Here is a 14,896-nt window from a genome sequence, read left to right on the forward strand (position 1 = left end):
CGACGACGATCGCCCGTCGGGGCGCAGGATCGAGTCCGACGCCTTGTCGCACCTCGCTATTCGGCGTGGAGGGCGGTGGCGACGCGGGTGCCGGCCGCCCAACCGGCCGGGATCAGGGCGCCGAGCACGGCGAGGACGATGCCGCAGGCGCCGAGTCCGACCAGTTCCAACGGGCCGTAGACCGCGACGACGCTGTGGGGAACATCGGTGCCGGCCGCTTCGCCGATCGCGTGCAGGATCCACCGGTGCAGGGCGTAGCCGAGCGGGACGGCGAGGGCCCCGCCGACCAGGCCGATCGTCACCATCGACGTCACCACCATCCACCGGACCTGCCCAGGGGTCATCCCGACGGACCTGAGTACGCCGATCTCGTGGACGCGTTCCCGGGTGTTGAGCACGACGGTGTTGAAGACACCGAGTGCGGCCACACCGACCAGGAGCAGGCTCAGGGTGGCGATCAGGGCCAGCATGACCTGGATGGTCTCGTTCTCCTGGGTGTCGGCGGTGACCTGCGGGACGGCGGCGACGTCGCGCAGGTCCGCCAACAGCGCGTCGGCGTAAGCGTGTGGCTCGGTGCCTTGGGTCAGGCCGATCTCGAAGCGGTTCGGGGTCAGGTGTTCGACGAGGCCGTCGAGCCCCTCCGTCCCCATGATGAGGGTGGCCTCGCCGACGTTGCTGAACGCTTCCCCGACGACGTGGACGCGGCGCTCGCCGAGGCTGGTGCGGATGGTGATGTGGTCGCCCACCTTGGTGCCGGTGAGCCGCAGCATCCGTGAGCCCGCGACCGCCTCATCCGGGCCGTCGTACCAGCGTCCGGAGATCAGCGGGTAGCCGACCCAGGACGGGTCACCGTCGTAGGCCCTGACCGACAGCGGCTCGGTGGATCCGGCGAGGTCGACCTCCTGCTCGCTCGTCGCCACCAGCCGGGCCGTGCCGGGCTGGGCCTGGATGATGGCGCGGACGGCGGCCGGGTCGGCGGGCTGCGGGGGTCCTCCTCCGTTTCCTCCTCCGTTCCTGGGTGCCGGCACGTTGCCTCCGGCCGGGCCGGGGCCGACGTGCGCTGCGATGAGCTCGACGGTGACGGGTACGGCGGCGGTCCGGTTGAAGGCGGCGGCCACCTCCGACAGGGAGGTCGCGAGCCCGGTGGCGAACACGACGGTCGTGGCGCCGAGCAGGACGGCGACCACGGTCACCGCGGCGCGGGCGGGCCGGGCGAACGGTGTACCCAGGCCGAAGCTGACCGGTCTGGGCAGTCCGGTGGCGGCGAGCGCGCGCCGGATCCGGAAGCCGCGGCCGCTGCTGGGGGCGCGGCCGACCGTGATCGCCTGCACCGCGGAGAGCCGTCCGGCTCGTGCCGCCGGGACGATGGCGGCCAGGCCGACCATCACCGGGACGCCCAGCAGTACCAGCAGGTCGACCCAGGCGGGGATCGTCGCCGGGCTGGAGAGCGCGTACGCCTCGGCGGTCTGGGCGAGCAGCGGGGTGGCCAGCAGCCGGCCGAGCAGCACGCCCAGCAGGCAGGCGGGCACACCCACCGCGAGGATCTGGCCGACGTACACGCCCACCACCTGGCCGGGCGTGAATCCCAGCGTCTTCTGCACGCCGATGGTGCGGAATCCGGCGACGACCGCGCCGGAGACCACGTTGACCACGATCAGCGCCGAGATCACCAGACCGACGACGGCGAAGGTGACCACGAACGGCACCATCGGTTTGAGGTTCCCCTCGGCGCGCAGCTTCACGGCGAGGTAGGCGGAGGAGCCGGTGAGCGCGCCGTCGGGGAGCGCGGCGGTGGCCGCCGACAGGCTGGTCCGGATGGCCGTGTCGCTGCGGGAGGAGTCGAACCGGTAGAGCATCTGCCGGCTGGCCACGGCGTCCTCGGCGCGCAGCACGTTCGTCTGCGTCGGCCACACCCAAGCGTCGGCCGTCCCGGTGATCGAGTCGGCGATGCCGACGACGCGCAGGGTGGGTTTGCCGGGCACGTCGACAGTGATCTCGGTGCCGACCCGCCATGCCAAGTCGCCGGTGCCGTAGGAGTCGCGGGACAGGACGATCTGGCCCGGCCCGGTCAGCCAGGTGCCGTCGGTGAGTTCGAGCCGGTCCACCGGGGTGGCGGTCTCGGCGCGGCCCACGATCAGTCCGTCGGGTCCGGGCCGCGTCCCGTGCGGTGTGGTGGCGAGCAGTCGTGCCGTGACGGCGTCGAAGGGCCCGGCGGTGGCGGTGACGCCTGGCCGGTCCGCGGTCGCCGTCAGGTCGGCGGCGCTCGCCTTGGCCGGGTCGAAGCTGGCTGTGGTGTGTGCGCCGTGCTGACGGGCGAAGGCGTGGTCGAACGGTGCGTTCGAGGCCACCAGCAGGCCGAGGGCGACCATCGCGGTACAGCTGGACAGCAGGACGACGGCCGCGATGACCAGGCTCTGCAGCCGGCGCCGGCCTACGGCGGCCCACCCGACCCGGAGGACCGTTCTCATGCCGTCACCTCCTCGACGCCGGCAGGCTGGGTGAGCCTGCCGTCGCGCACCTGCACGACCCGGGTGGCGCATCCTTTGGCCAGGGCCGGGTCGTGGGTGACCAGCAGGACGGTCTGGCCGCCGCGGTTCAGGTCGCGCAGGAGTTCCATGACCTGTGCCCCGGTCTTCGCGTCGACCGCGCCGGTCGGTTCGTCGGCCAGCAGCAGGGGCGGACGGTTGATGAGCGCGCGGGCGACGGTCACGCGCTGCCGTTCGCCGCCGGACATGCGCGCCGGGTAGGCGTTGGCGCGGGCGGTGAGGCCGAGGGCGTCCAGCAGTTCGTCGGCACGGGCGGAGGCGGCGCGCCGGGGAGTTCCGGCCAGCTGCGCGGGCAGCAGCACGTTGTCGCGGGCGGTCAGGTCGTCGAGGAGATGGAAGAACTGGAAGACGATGCCGATGTGGGTACGCCGGAACCTGGCCAGGGCCTTTTCCGACAGCCGGTTCAGTTCGGTGCCGCCGACCTCGACCTGGCCGTCGGTGGGTCGGTCGAGGCCGGCGACCAGGTTGAGCAGGGTCGACTTGCCGCTTCCCGACGGTCCCATGATGGCCACCGCCTCACCGTCGGCGATGGTCAGGTCGACGCCGTCCAGTGCCGGCGGGCCGGCCGTCTCGTACCGTTTGCCGGCCGCTCGCAGCCGTACCAGCTCGCTCATGGTGGTGCCCTTTCCGTCCGTGGGTGGTTCGTCGCGAGCACCGTAGGAACGGGAGGGCGGCGCGGACATCGGGCGCGGGATTGGTCGGCCCTACCTCGCTGAGCTGATCGGCGCGTCGGGTCATCCGTGCGACGTACACATCGCGATGGACGTGCCGGGCGGCGCCGACCCCCAGAATGGAGGGTGTGTCGTCGTCCCCGCTCCCCCGTCTGCGGCGTCTGTGGCGCGCCTGGGAACCCACGCTGTGGCCGGACGTCGCCCTCGCCGCGGCGCTCAGCCTCGCCGCGGTGTGGCTGACCATCCTCGCGGCGGAGCCCTCGGGCAGCGACGTGGACGTGAAGGTGGACGTGCCGAGGCAGCCCGAGTTCTGGCCCGTGCCGGTGCCGAACGTTCCGTACCCGCGCCTGACGCCACCCGGCGAGCCGGTCGGCCGTGACGTGCTGATGACCCTGCTCATCACGGTGCCGCTGGTCGGGAGACGGCGCTGGCCGTTGGTGTGTCTGATCGTGCAGTTCGCCGGCATGTTGCCGTTCGACATTCCTGTCACCCCGGCGACCCTCGCGGCGCTGCTGATCGGCGCCTTCTCCCTCGCGGTTCACGGGCGTTCGGCGCTGGTGTCGATGAGCACGTTGCTCGTCGTCGGAGCTGTCACGGCCGCCGTCAAGGAGGAGACCTGGCCGTCGCTGCCTGGCTGGTCCGGTGCGTTCGCGCTGTTGCTGCCGATCGGACTGTTCGGTGTCGCGATCCGCGCCGCCCGAGGCCAGGCGCGGGCCTCCCACCAGCGGGCCGAGGCCCTGGAGCGGGAGCAGGAGGCCGCCACCAGCCTGGCCGTCGCCCAGGAGCGGGCCCGTATCGCGCGGGAGCTGCACGACGTCGTCAGCCACCATGTCAGCGTGATGACTATTCAGGCCGGTGCCGCCGGGAAGGTCCTCGACGCCGACCCTGAGCTCGCCCGCGGTGCCATGTCGGCCATCGAGGCCAGCGGCCGGGAGACGATGACGGAGCTGCGTCACCTGCTGGGTGTCCTCACCCCCGGCCCGAGCGAGGACGATCTGCTGCACCCGCAGCCGGGTCTGGAGCAGCTCGACGCGCTGGTCGAGAACGTGCGCAGGGCGGGGCAGCCGGTGTCGGTACGCCGAACGTCGGCGGCGCTGCCACGTGGCGTGGACCTGACGGCCTACCGGGTGGTGCAGGAGGCGTTGACCAACGCGCTGCGCTACGCACCGGGGGCGCCTACCGAGGTCGCCATCACCACCGAACCCTCGCCCGCGCCCACCAACGGAGCTTCTCCCCTGGATCCTCTTCCGCCGGATCCCCTTCCGCCGGATCGTCGGAGTGACCTGGTGATCGAGGTGGTCAACGACGAGGCGCCGCCCGACGCCCGGTCCGGCGGGAGTGGGCACGGCGGTACAGGGAGAGGGCTGCTCGGGTTGGCCGAACGGCTCCGCCTCTACGGTGGAACGCTGGAGAGTGGCCGGCGCCTCGGTGGCGGATTCCGGGTGCGGGCCCGGATGCCCCTGGAGCCGCGGGCCTCGCGCAACGAGCTGGACAACCCGCTGGGAGCGCTATGACCAGGGTCGTGATCGCGGACGACCAGGCGTTGGTCCGCACCGGGTTCACGATGATCCTGACCGCCGCCGGTATCGAGGTCGTGGGCCAGGCCGCCAACGGGTACGAGGCGTTGGCGGAAACCCGCCGGCTCCGTCCCGACGTGGTGCTGATGGACATCCGGATGCCCGAGCTGGACGGACTCGAAGCCACGCGACGGATCCTGGCCGAGGCGCCCACCACCGCCGACGGCCTGGCGGTCAGGGTGGTCATGTTGACCACGTTCGACCTGGACCAGTACGTCTACGCCGCGCTCACCGCCGGGGCCAGCGGCTTCCTGCTCAAGGACGTGACCCCGGACCATCTCGTGCACGCGGTACGGCTGGTCCAGGAAGGCGACGCGTTGCTCGCCCCGACGATCACCCGCCGGCTCGTGGAGCGCTTCGCCCACGCCGACCCCGGTCGCGCCGTGCTGCACCGCGACCTGACCGCGCTCACGCCCCGCGAGCGGGAGGTACTCGAGTTGCTCGCCGGCGGCCTGAGCAACACCGAACTGGCCGCCGCGCTCCAGCTCAGCGAGGCGACGGTAAAGACCCACATCACTCGCATCCTGACCAAGCTCCAGCTGCGTGACCGGGTGCAGGCGGTCGTTCTCGCCTACGAGACCGGCCTGGTCACTCCGACCGCCCGCCGCCCCGGTCAGGCGGCCCGCTGATCGGCAGACCTTGGTCGTTCAGTCGACGCGTCGCGTCTCGGCCACGATGTCGAGGAACGCCTGAAAGACATCCATCCGAGGGGCGCGGACTCTTACGGACTTGATGCTGAGTTGAGCTGGGATCGCCACAGCTTTGAGGGCTCGTTCGGCAAGGTCCCTGGTCCTGAGCTCTACGCTCAGGTCGGCCGGCTCGGTGATTGTTCTGGGCCAAGGTCTGCCGCGCAGCGTGTTCAGCACAGCCCTTTCGGCAGCTGCTCGAATCTGGTTGCGGGCAACGGTCGGATGCAGATTCTCGGCCGAGGTCCGCGTGATCGACCGCTTGACCTCTACATATTCCGCGGCGGGACAGAGGGGAAGAAATTCGCTGTGGACGTACTGGTCACCCGTGGCGAGGCCAACCGGAATATCATGAGCCGCGGCGACGATCGTATTGATCCCGGCCTCACCGGACACCCGCCCCATGACCCTCACCTCATCGATCGCGTCCGGGTTGTAGGTGTGCGCCAGAACGCCAGGACTCACCGCGGACCCATGATAGGCGACGAAGAACACAACGCCGACGTCCTCGGTCAGGCCCTCCATGATGGAGTGCGGCTTGCCCCTACCGGAGATATAGGTGGCCTCGCCCGCCAGTCTGGCGGGATCAAGATTGTTCATGTCGCCATGTGCATCGTTCACCACGATGCTGGTGGCTCCCCCCGCCAGCGCCCCTTCTATGGCCGCGTTCACTTCCCCGAGCAGCAGTTCCCGCGCCTGGTCGTACTCGGCACCCGGACCAGAGCATTGCTTCGAATCGACGACGCCCGCCACGCCTTCCATGCCGCACGATAGGTAAACTTTCACCGGCCACCTCTTCCGTTCGGTCTCCTGGCCAGAATTCAGCGACACCGATGACACAGATTTTTGTCGTGGCTGGCAACGGTTCTTTGTCGTGGCTGGCGAAAGTCCAGCCGATCTCGGCCGGGCATCTCTATGAAGCGCCTACCTGGCACACCTGGAAGATTTCCTGAACGGTTTCAACCCGGCACCATTCTTCACACCGACACGCATCTACGCCCACATGGCCAGCCAGCAGGTTGACCATAAATCGTTCGGTCCTGCTCCGTCATGTGCGGGCAGAGGATGGCCGATCATGGCCATCGTGGTGGGGCGCCCTCAGTGCTGGATCAGGCCGCCGACCGGGACGGGAGTGACGTGGCCGGTTGCCGGACGGATCTGCGCGAGGGCGAGGCCGATGTCGACCAGCGAGGACCGGCGGAGGAGCGCGACGTCGGGGATCGGGGTCCAGACCACCTCGAGGGTGTCGCCGTTCGGCTCGGGCCGGAGGTGGCCGCCGGTGATGCGGACCTGGTAGAAGACGCCGACGTTCTGGTGCTCGGGTAGGCCGGGCGAGGGGCGTTCGGCCGCGGGGATCACTCTGGAGTCCACACCCAGCAGGCGTTCGACCACCGCGTCGAGGCCGGTCTCCTCGGCGACCTCCCGGATCACCGCGTCGAAGGGATCCTCCGCGTGTTCGACGCGGCCGCCCGGAAGCGTCCAGTTCGTCGAGACGTGTTGGGCGAGGAGCGCCCGCCCGTCCTGGATGCACACGGCGTAGGCCGCCAGCCGGAAACTCATTCCCCGCACCTCGTCACTGATCGTGTGGTCCGGCCGCGCCGAGATAGGTGAGGACGGCCCGGACCCGGCGGTTGGTGTCGTCGTCGGCGGCCAGGCCGAGCTTGGCGAAGATCGTAGTCGTGTACTTGCTGATGGCGCCCTCGCTGAGGAACAGCCGGCCCGCGATCGCGGCGTTGGAGAGGCCCTCGGCCATCAGCGCGAGTACCGCGCGTTCGCGTTCGGTGAGGGTGGCGAGCGGGTCGGCGCGCTCGGGTCGGCCCAGCAGTTTCGCGACGACAGTCGGGTCGAGTGCCGTACCGCCACCGGCGACGCGCTCGACCGCGTCCAGGAACTGGCCGGCGTCCAGGACGCGGTCCTTGAGCTGGTAGCCGACGCCGCCGTTCCCGTCGGCGAGGAGTTCGCGGGCGTAGAGCTGTTCGACGTGCTGGGAGAGGATGAGCACGGGCAGCCCGGGGACCTCCCGGCGGGCGGTGAGCGCGGCCTGGAGTCCTTCGTCGGAGAACGTCGGTGGCAACCGGACGTCCACGATCGCCACGTCCGGCCGCGTGGTGAGCAGCGCGTCGAGGGTGGCCGGGCCCGTGTCGACCGCCGCGACCACCGAGTGCCCGTACGCCTCGACGAGGCGGACCAGCCCGTCGCGGAGCAGGAAGAGGTCCTCGGCTATGACAACGCGCATGGCACCGCCACGGTGACGCGGGTGGGACCTCCGGGCGGGCTGTCGATGTCCAGGCGGCCGTCGAAGGCCGTCATCCGACGCTCGATCCCGGCCAGCCCGGACCCTTCGGCCGCGGCGGCGCCACCGATCCCGTCGTCGGTCACGGTCGCGGTGAGCGTCCGCGCCGCGTAGGCGAGTTCGACGCTCACCGAGTGGGCATGGGCGTGCTTGGCGACGTTCGCGAGGAGTTCGGCGACCGCGAAGTAGACCGCCGCCTCGACCGGACGTTCGGGGCGGGAGGGCACCGTGCTGGTGACGGTGACCTCGACCGGGGCGTCGAGTGCCATGGCCCGTACGGCGTCGACCAGGCCACGTTCGGAGAGCACCGGCGGGTTGATGCCGCGGACCAGGGAGCGCAGCTCGGCGAGCGCCGCTGCCGAGGAGGCACGGGCCTCGGCGAGGATCTCCTTCGCGGCGGCGGGATTGGCGTCGACGAGGTGTTCGGCGGCCTGCATCGACATGCCCATGGCGACCAGCCTGGCCTGGGCTCCGTCGTGCAGGTTCCGCTCGATGCGTTCGAGTTCGGCGGACTGTGTCTGGGTCAGGTCTGCTCGAATGGCTTCCAGCTCCTCCACCCTCCTGCCCAGCCGGAAGCGTGGTGCTGACCCGAGAAACCGGACGGCCAGGGGCCCGAGGATCCTCCACGCGAACGGGGCGGCGACCAGGCCGGCGACGATCATGGCGACACCGTATCCGCGCAGACCGGGAGTCACCGTCAGGTAGGCGCCGCCGACCAGGCCGAGCAGCGGCAGGGCCGCGACCGGGAGCACGCTCACCCCGGCGATCACGGTCCACAGACCGTCCCAGTGCAGTTGCGGATCATGGGATCGGGCGTTCAGCTTGGCCCGGCGGCGCGCCTCACGTTCGGACTTGTGGTACTCGTAGCCGTCCCACCAGAAGCCGGTGGCCATCCGGGTGACCGGCTGGGCGGTGCGGTAGGTCACCTCGATGCGCAGTCCGAGCCAGCGTTCGGCGAGCCGGCGCGCGGCCTTGGTCAGTGCCTTGCTGGTCAGCAGGTGCGTCATCCACAGCGCCGCGGAGACCCACAGCATCACCATCAACGTCTCGCCGAGAGCGACCAGCGCCTCGATCGGCCAGGATGCGGTCAGGTCATCGGACCAGGAACGGGTGAAGATCGAGCCGCCCCATCCAACGGCCACGCCGATCGCTGGCATCACAACGGTGAGTGCGGCCAGGACGACAGATCGGTACAACCCGACCACGATCTGCGAGCACCAGTGCAGGGGACCGCCTCCTGTAGGCACTTTCATCCGCCTGCCCCTTTCGCCGCGGGCCATTGTGCCAGTCGAATCTTCGAGCTGGTTCTCCTCACCGGTCACGGGCACTGCCAGCATGGGTCACCTCGCCATCGACGCTCGGCTGGGCGGCGGCCCGTCGGGCGCGGCGACGGCCCACCGCGCCGCTGACGCACATCACGGCGCCGATCACGGCGAGGCCTATCCCGTGGTTGAGCAGGCCGACATAGACGGTGGACAGCGCGACCAACGCGAGCCCGGCGACCACCAGGGCCATGCCGGCGATCAGCCGGACGCGGGGGCTGAGACGGTGCAGGAAGAGCAGGATCATCGTTGTTTCTCCGATTCTCCGGGCGATCTGGAGTCGTCCGGTCGACACCGGAGAAGCTACGGTCGGCCGACGGTCGCCTGACATCCCTGCAGACCCCGTGGACGGTGGGTCTGGACCCACCCATCCTTAGGTCCACGCCCATACCGGGCGCCCCGCGCGCTGCCTAACGTCGTGGTCCATGACAGCCGACACGACGGTAGAAGCAAGACATCGAAACCAGCAGCCAGCCGCGTCCGCAGCGCGGCTGTGGTTCGTGGACAACCTGCGGATCCTGCTGACCTCGCTGGTGATCCTGCACCACATCGCGGTCACCTACAGCGGGATCCCGATGTGGTACTACAACGAGCAGCCGCATGGCCATCGGCGCCACCCTGGTGTTCCTCCCGCTCGCGTTGGTCGGCGGGATCGAGGCGTTCGTGGGGCACGGCACCCTGAGCTCGCTGTTCTACGCGCTGTGGGACTCCACCTTCGCGGTCGGCATCGTCCTCGCAGTGCTCAGCTTCTTCCGCCGCAGGCTCAACTCCCAGGGACCGCTGCGCCGGAACCTGTCCCGCAACGTGTTCACCGTGTACGTGATCCACGCGTTCGTGGTGACGGCGGCGGGGTACGCGCTCAGCGTGGTCGACCTACCGACCCTGGCGAAGTTCGCGATCGGCGCTGTCGTGGTGCTGCCGGTCTGCTTCCTGCTCGCCGGCCCGATCCGCCGGATCCCCGGCGTCCGTCGAGTGCTCTGAACGTACTCCCGCCTACCGGCGCCGAAGGCGGCCAGCGGTTCGGTGCCGGGATGCTGCGCGGGTGCTGGATTTCAGGATCGACAGCACCCGCGCTTCCGGCCTCAGCAACTCGCTGCCCGCCGTTCAGTCGGGGGTGACGATGGCGAAGTTCGGGTCGGGCGGTTCCAGCACGGCCAGGAGACGGGCGAGCACGGTGGCGTCGCCGGTGACTTCCGCGCCGTGCGCGCTGAGCGTGTCGGAGGTGATGTGGCCGGTGAGGGCGCCCAGCAGGGTCGCCTTGGGCGAGACGATGGTGGCGTCGGCGGTGTCCGGCTGAGGTCGGCAGGTGTGGACGAGGACACCGTTGTTGAGCGTCAGCCGGTAGCGGTCTCCGGTGTCGGTGACGTCCCAGTCGACGGACAGCTGGAGGTCGAAGCAGCGTGGCGCGTCGACCCTGATGGCGAGTGAGTCGAACAGCTGCGGCACGCTGAGCTGGGCGAGCACGTCGGGCGCGGCGGTCACCGTGGGGGTGCCGAAGTTGCCGTGCCGCAGCTCGTACGCCCCGGACAGGTAGGAGTTGCGCCAGGTGCCGTTCTCGGCGCCGTAGCCGAGCTGCTCGAACGTGTCGGCGAGCAGTGCCTTGGCCGCTGTATGTTCTGGCTCGGCGAACACCACGTGGCTGAGGATCTCAGCGGCCCAGCGCAGGTCTCCCTTGTCGTAGGACCTGCGGGCGGCGGCGACCACCGCTTCGGCACCACCCATGCACTCCACGTACCGTCGGCCGGCCTCCGCCGGCGGATGGGCCCACAGGTGTGCGGGATTGCCGTCGTACCACCCCATGTATCGCTGGTAGATCGCCTTGACGTTGTGGCTCAGCGATCCGTAGTAGCCGTGCGTGTGCCATGCCGCCTCCAGCGCCGGCGGCAGCTGGATGAGCTCGGCGATCTCGCTACCGGTGTGGCCACGGTTGAGCATCCGCACCGTCTGGTCGTGCAGGTAGGCGTACAGATCCCGCTGCAGGGACAGGAACTCGCGGACCCGGGCACGCCCCCACGTGGGCCAGTGATGCGACGCGAACACGACATCCGCGCGACTCGTGAACAGGTCGATGGCCTCGGTCAGGTACTGCGACCACACGTGCGGATCACGCACCAGTGCGCCGCGCAGCGTGAGGAGGTTGTGCAGCGTGTGTGTCGCGTTCTCCGCCATGCACAACGCCGCGTGGCGCGGGAAGAAGAAGTGCATCTCGGCCGGCGCCTCGGTACCGGGCGCCAGCTGGAACTCCATGCGCACACCGTCGACGGTCTCCTGCTGACCGGTGCGGGTGATGTCGACGGTGGGCGGGATCAGGGTCACCGTGCCCGTCGAGGTGGTCTGGCCGAGGCCCGCACCGACCTGGCCGTGCACCCCTCGCGGAAGCACGGCACCGTACATGTAGCCCGAGCGTCGCCCCATGGCCGTTCCGGTGTAGACGTTCTCCGCGACCGCATGCTCGAGAAATCCCTCGGGCGCGAGCACAGGACAGGTGCCGGCATCGACGTCCTGCTGCGTCGTCACCCCCTTCACCCCGCCGAAGTGGTCGACGTGGCCGTGTGTGTAGATCACGCCGGTCACCGGCCGCTCACCCCGGTGCCGGCGGTACAGGGCGAGCGCGGCGGCGGCCGTCTCGGTCGAGATGAGCGGATCGACGACGATCACGCCGCGGTCGCCCTCGACGAACGACACGTTCGACAGGTCCAGGCCGCGCACCTGGTAGATCCCCGGCACCACCTCGAAGAGCCCCTGCAGCGCTGTCAACCCTGACTGGCGCCACAGGCTGGGGTTCACCGTGTCGGGCGCTTCGCCGGAGATGAACGCGTAGGAGTCGTTGTCCCACACAACCCTGCCGCCTTCACCGGTGATCACCCCCGGCTCCAGCGCGACCACGAAGCCGCGACGCGCATCCTCACGATCGCGCTCATCACCGAATGGCAACGACCGCCGCAGCCGGCGGTGCTGCTCTCCGATCGCGGCGATCGGCCTGTCGGCCTGCTCGACCATGTGCGCCTCCCCCGTGCGGGCCTCGCATCACCACACGACGGTCGCCGCGCCCGCTCGCCGCCCAGTCTCGTCGTCGTTGGCAGGAAGCGTCGTACGGCAGTGGGTTCCGACACCGGGCACATCGCCACGCTGACCTTCGGCCGACAGACGGTTGAGCCTCGGCCGGGTGTCGGGTTGGTGTTGCACGGTGTGCAGGCCAACCTGCAGGGTCGGGCTGGTCAGCTCGGCGGACCGAGGCTTTTAGGAACCAGCAGATCTCTGCGCGGGAATCCGTTCGGCTTGTTTGGCCGCGAGCTCCTCGTCATCGACGAGTGTGATCATCTCGACGCCGGGGGTACACAACATGACCACGACGAACCGGCTCCAGCTGTCCGCGAGCAGGTTCGAGACGGTGTAGTGGATGACATCGCCGCCTGGTTCCCAGAATGCCTCTCCGGCCTTGATCGGATAAGGAGCCTCACCTTCGAGCTCGAACAGCATCTCCCCTTCGAGCATGAAGCCGAAGACGGGGCCGGAGTGACGGTGCGGAGCGATGCCGGGGTCCCCCGGCGGCAGGTCGAGGCGTCGGACCATCGCGAACGCACCCTGCGGGATGAACGGCGGCTCGACCTCCAACAGGTCCTTCTGCGTCATGTGGGAGTCAACAACAGGCATACGACCACGCTAGCTCTGTGCGGCCGCGCCGCCAGGGCACTCACTCCCGCCGGGAGGCCCGAGGTGTCGCAGGGGTGGCGCAAGGGATGGTTGCCCCGAACGGGCCCACTTCCGGGCGATGGTCACACTCCCGACAAAGCCGTGTCCCTTTGACGCCGAAGCCGCCATACGGTGGATGGAGGGGTTACCCGGAGAGGGCGATCCGTAGACACGCAGGGGGCTCGTTCCATGGAAACGATGATGGCGTTACGAGCGCACACCCGGGGCGGCCCGGAAGTCCTGGTCTATGAGTCCGCGCCACGACCCGCCCCGGGCAGCGGCGACGCGCTGGTCGCCGTCCACGCGGCGGCGATCACGTTCGCCGAACTGACCTGGCCCGAGACGTGGACCTCCGGCGGTGCCGACCGGACGCCCATCATCCCCTCCCACGAGTTCTCCGGGGTCGTGGCCGAGGTCGGCGAGGGCGTCACCGGGCTGTCCGCCGGTGACGAGGTGTACGGGCTGGCCCCCTTCGACCGGGACGGCGCCGCGGCGGAGTATGTCAGCACACCGGTGACGAGCGTGGCCGCCCGGCCCCGCACGGTGTCCCACGTCGCCGCGGCGGCCGCCGCGCTGCCGGCGCTGACCGCGTGGGAGGCCCTCGTCGAGCATGCGGCAGTGAAACGGGGCCAGCGCGTGCTGGTGCACGGAGGCGCCGGCGGTGTCGGCTCCTTCGTGACCCAGTTGGCGGTCGCGCTGGGCGCGAGGGTCACGTGCACCGCGCACTCCCCCGACGTCGCATACGTTCTCGGCCTAGGCGCCGAGCGTGTGATCGACGCGGAGTCCCTCGACGCGGAGAAGGGCGTCTTCGACGCCGTGGTCGACGCGGTCGGGCAGGACACACCCGAAGGCCTGTTCGCGGCGCTCCACCGCGGCGGACACCTGATCACTCTGCAGGAGCCCCCCGCACAGGAGTTGGCCGACAGGTACGGCGTCACGGCTCTCTTCTTCATCGTGGCGGCGAACCAGGACTGCCTGATCCAGCTGGCCGACATGATCGACACCGGCAGGCTGAAGTCCAACGTCGCCGCGACGTTCCCGTTGGCCGAGGGCCGCGCCGCCTACGAGAGCGGCGCCGTCCGCAGACGCCACCCGGGCAAGACCGTGCTGGTCGTGCGGGACTGACCGGCGGGTCGACGCGTCGTCAACCCCACCTTGCCCGCTCACCCGATGTGCCCGCGGACGGCGGCGCCTTCGCCTCAGGGCCGTCTGGCCACCCATGCGGTCCGCACGGCGCGGACGGTGAGGTCGTCGCGTCGCAGGACGCTGTCGGGCCCGTCGCTGTCGACGAGGGTGTCGAGGGTGGCCAGATCCTCCGCGCTCAGCCGGCCGTCCAGACCGGAGCGGAGGCGTCGCAGGGACGCCTGGGCGTAGCGGCCGGTGGCGGTGGGAAGCGGGGGCGTCAGCTCGATCACGAACGTCTTCTCGGCTTGGACGGTGAAGCCCGCCTTGGCAAGGCGTGCGCCCCAGTCGGAGCCGATGTGCGGCAACTCCGCGGCCCGTCGTTCGTCCATGACGGCGTGGCAGCGCTCTTCGAGGCCGGGCCGGCCCAGGCCCAGGTCGTGGGGCAGGAAGCGCGGAAAGGAGTCCAGCTCGACCGCGACGAGGCGCCCGCCGGGGCGAAGCGCGGCGAAGACGTTGGCGAGGACGCGGTCGGGGTCTGCCATGTGGTGGAGGGAGTTGGACGCCCAGGCCAGCTCGACGGTGTCGACGGCCGGCCACGCCGCGTCCAGGTCCGCCTGGACGGTGCGGATCCGCTCGGCCACGCCGAGAGCGCGGGCCTTGCCCTCGAGGTGGCGCAGGTGGGAGGCGGACATGTCCATTGCGATCACCTCGGCCCCCTCGAAGCGCTGGAGCAGGGCGAGGGCGCCGGCACCGGTCCCGGCGCCCAGGTCGAGAATCCGGCGCGCGGGCAGGTCGGCGGTCAGCTCGTGGATCCAGGCGGTCACGTCGGACAGGTAGGACTGGAGTACTTCGGCGTCCAGGTCCAGGAGTTCGGCCATGGCCGCCTCGTCGTCCTGGCCCGCGCCGTGGTGGTGATGCCCGTGGTGGTTCGAGTGGTGGTGGTCTGCCATGCCTTGACCGTACGCGGAGTTTGCGCCCCCGAC

At 70.2% G+C, this 14,896-nt stretch carries 14 protein-coding genes; 4 read left to right on the forward strand and 10 right to left on the reverse strand.

Translation table 11 applies throughout. From position 1 onward, the window contains the following. Positions 1 to 56: 56 nt before the first annotated feature. A complete protein-coding gene (locus HEB94_RS33595) occupies positions 57 to 2,468 on the reverse strand; it encodes an ABC transporter permease (protein ID WP_192753559.1) in 2,412 nt (803 codons plus the stop codon). After that, complete coding sequence (locus HEB94_RS33600) at positions 2,465 to 3,160, reverse strand: ABC transporter ATP-binding protein (RefSeq protein ID WP_192753560.1); 696 nt, start codon at positions 3,158 to 3,160, stop codon at positions 2,465 to 2,467. Before HEB94_RS33600 ends, HEB94_RS33595 begins: the two co-directional genes overlap by 4 nt. A gap of 185 nt (positions 3,161 to 3,345) precedes the next feature. Here HEB94_RS33600 and HEB94_RS51485 point away from each other — a divergent pair, with 185 nt between their 5' ends. After that, entirely contained in the window at positions 3,346 to 4,731 is a 1,386-nt protein-coding gene (locus HEB94_RS51485) for a histidine kinase (protein ID WP_192753561.1), read from the forward strand. Then, the gene (locus HEB94_RS33610; protein WP_192753562.1) at positions 4,728 to 5,423 is read left to right on the forward strand and encodes a response regulator; all 696 of its coding nucleotides are present in this window, start codon (positions 4,728 to 4,730) and stop codon (positions 5,421 to 5,423) included. The genes HEB94_RS51485 and HEB94_RS33610 overlap by 4 nt, the downstream gene beginning before the upstream one ends. 18 nt (positions 5,424 to 5,441) lie before the next feature. Here the strand turns inward: HEB94_RS33610 and HEB94_RS33615 are convergent, their stop codons facing one another. From HEB94_RS33615 to HEB94_RS33635, 5 genes are all read right to left on the reverse strand, one after another. After that, entirely contained in the window at positions 5,442 to 6,266 is an 825-nt protein-coding gene (locus HEB94_RS33615; protein ID WP_192753563.1) for a M55 family metallopeptidase, read from the reverse strand. 312 nt (positions 6,267 to 6,578) lie between these two features. Continuing rightward, the gene (locus tag HEB94_RS33620; protein WP_192753564.1) at positions 6,579 to 7,040 is read right to left on the reverse strand and encodes an NUDIX hydrolase; all 462 of its coding nucleotides are present in this window, start codon (positions 7,038 to 7,040) and stop codon (positions 6,579 to 6,581) included. A 13-nt stretch (positions 7,041 to 7,053) separates the two neighbouring features. Next, positions 7,054 to 7,716, reverse strand: a complete 663-nt coding sequence (locus HEB94_RS33625; RefSeq protein WP_192753565.1) for a response regulator transcription factor — start codon at positions 7,714 to 7,716, stop codon at positions 7,054 to 7,056. Beyond that, entirely contained in the window at positions 7,701 to 9,026 is a 1,326-nt protein-coding gene (locus HEB94_RS33630; protein ID WP_202896712.1) for a sensor histidine kinase, read from the reverse strand. The genes HEB94_RS33625 and HEB94_RS33630 overlap by 16 nt, the downstream gene beginning before the upstream one ends. A gap of 58 nt (positions 9,027 to 9,084) precedes the next feature. Continuing rightward, positions 9,085 to 9,342, reverse strand: a complete 258-nt coding sequence (locus HEB94_RS33635; RefSeq protein WP_192753566.1) for a hypothetical protein — start codon at positions 9,340 to 9,342, stop codon at positions 9,085 to 9,087. A 353-nt stretch (positions 9,343 to 9,695) separates the two neighbouring features. Between HEB94_RS33635 and HEB94_RS33640 the strand changes: the two genes are divergently transcribed. Further along, on the forward strand, positions 9,696 to 10,076 hold the full coding sequence (locus HEB94_RS33640; protein WP_192753567.1) for a hypothetical protein: 381 nt from the start codon (positions 9,696 to 9,698) through the stop codon (positions 10,074 to 10,076). A 123-nt stretch (positions 10,077 to 10,199) separates the two neighbouring features. On the opposite strand, the gene HEB94_RS33645 is transcribed toward HEB94_RS33640, so the two are convergent. Together HEB94_RS33645 and HEB94_RS33650 are read right to left on the reverse strand one after the other, a co-directional pair. After that, the gene (locus tag HEB94_RS33645; RefSeq protein WP_192753568.1) at positions 10,200 to 12,095 is read right to left on the reverse strand and encodes an alkyl/aryl-sulfatase; all 1,896 of its coding nucleotides are present in this window, start codon (positions 12,093 to 12,095) and stop codon (positions 10,200 to 10,202) included. A gap of 240 nt (positions 12,096 to 12,335) precedes the next feature. After that, on the reverse strand, positions 12,336 to 12,749 hold the full coding sequence (locus tag HEB94_RS33650) for a cupin domain-containing protein (RefSeq protein WP_238361709.1): 414 nt from the start codon (positions 12,747 to 12,749) through the stop codon (positions 12,336 to 12,338). A gap of 237 nt (positions 12,750 to 12,986) precedes the next feature. On the opposite strand from HEB94_RS33650, the gene HEB94_RS33655 reads away from it, so the two are divergent. Beyond that, a complete protein-coding gene (locus tag HEB94_RS33655; RefSeq protein WP_192753569.1) occupies positions 12,987 to 13,913 on the forward strand; it encodes an NADP-dependent oxidoreductase in 927 nt (308 codons plus the stop codon). A 74-nt stretch (positions 13,914 to 13,987) separates the two neighbouring features. Here HEB94_RS33655 and HEB94_RS33660 read toward each other — a convergent pair whose 3' ends face one another. After that, positions 13,988 to 14,863 (reverse strand): methyltransferase domain-containing protein, encoded by an 876-nt coding sequence (locus tag HEB94_RS33660; RefSeq protein ID WP_192753570.1) that lies wholly within the window; start codon positions 14,861 to 14,863, stop codon positions 13,988 to 13,990. Positions 14,864 to 14,896 lie beyond the last annotated feature (33 nt).

It is taken from the genome of Actinopolymorpha pittospori (genome assembly GCF_014873875.1).
In the GTDB taxonomy this organism is placed as follows: Bacteria; Actinomycetota; Actinomycetes; order Propionibacteriales; family Actinopolymorphaceae; genus Actinopolymorpha; species Actinopolymorpha pittospori.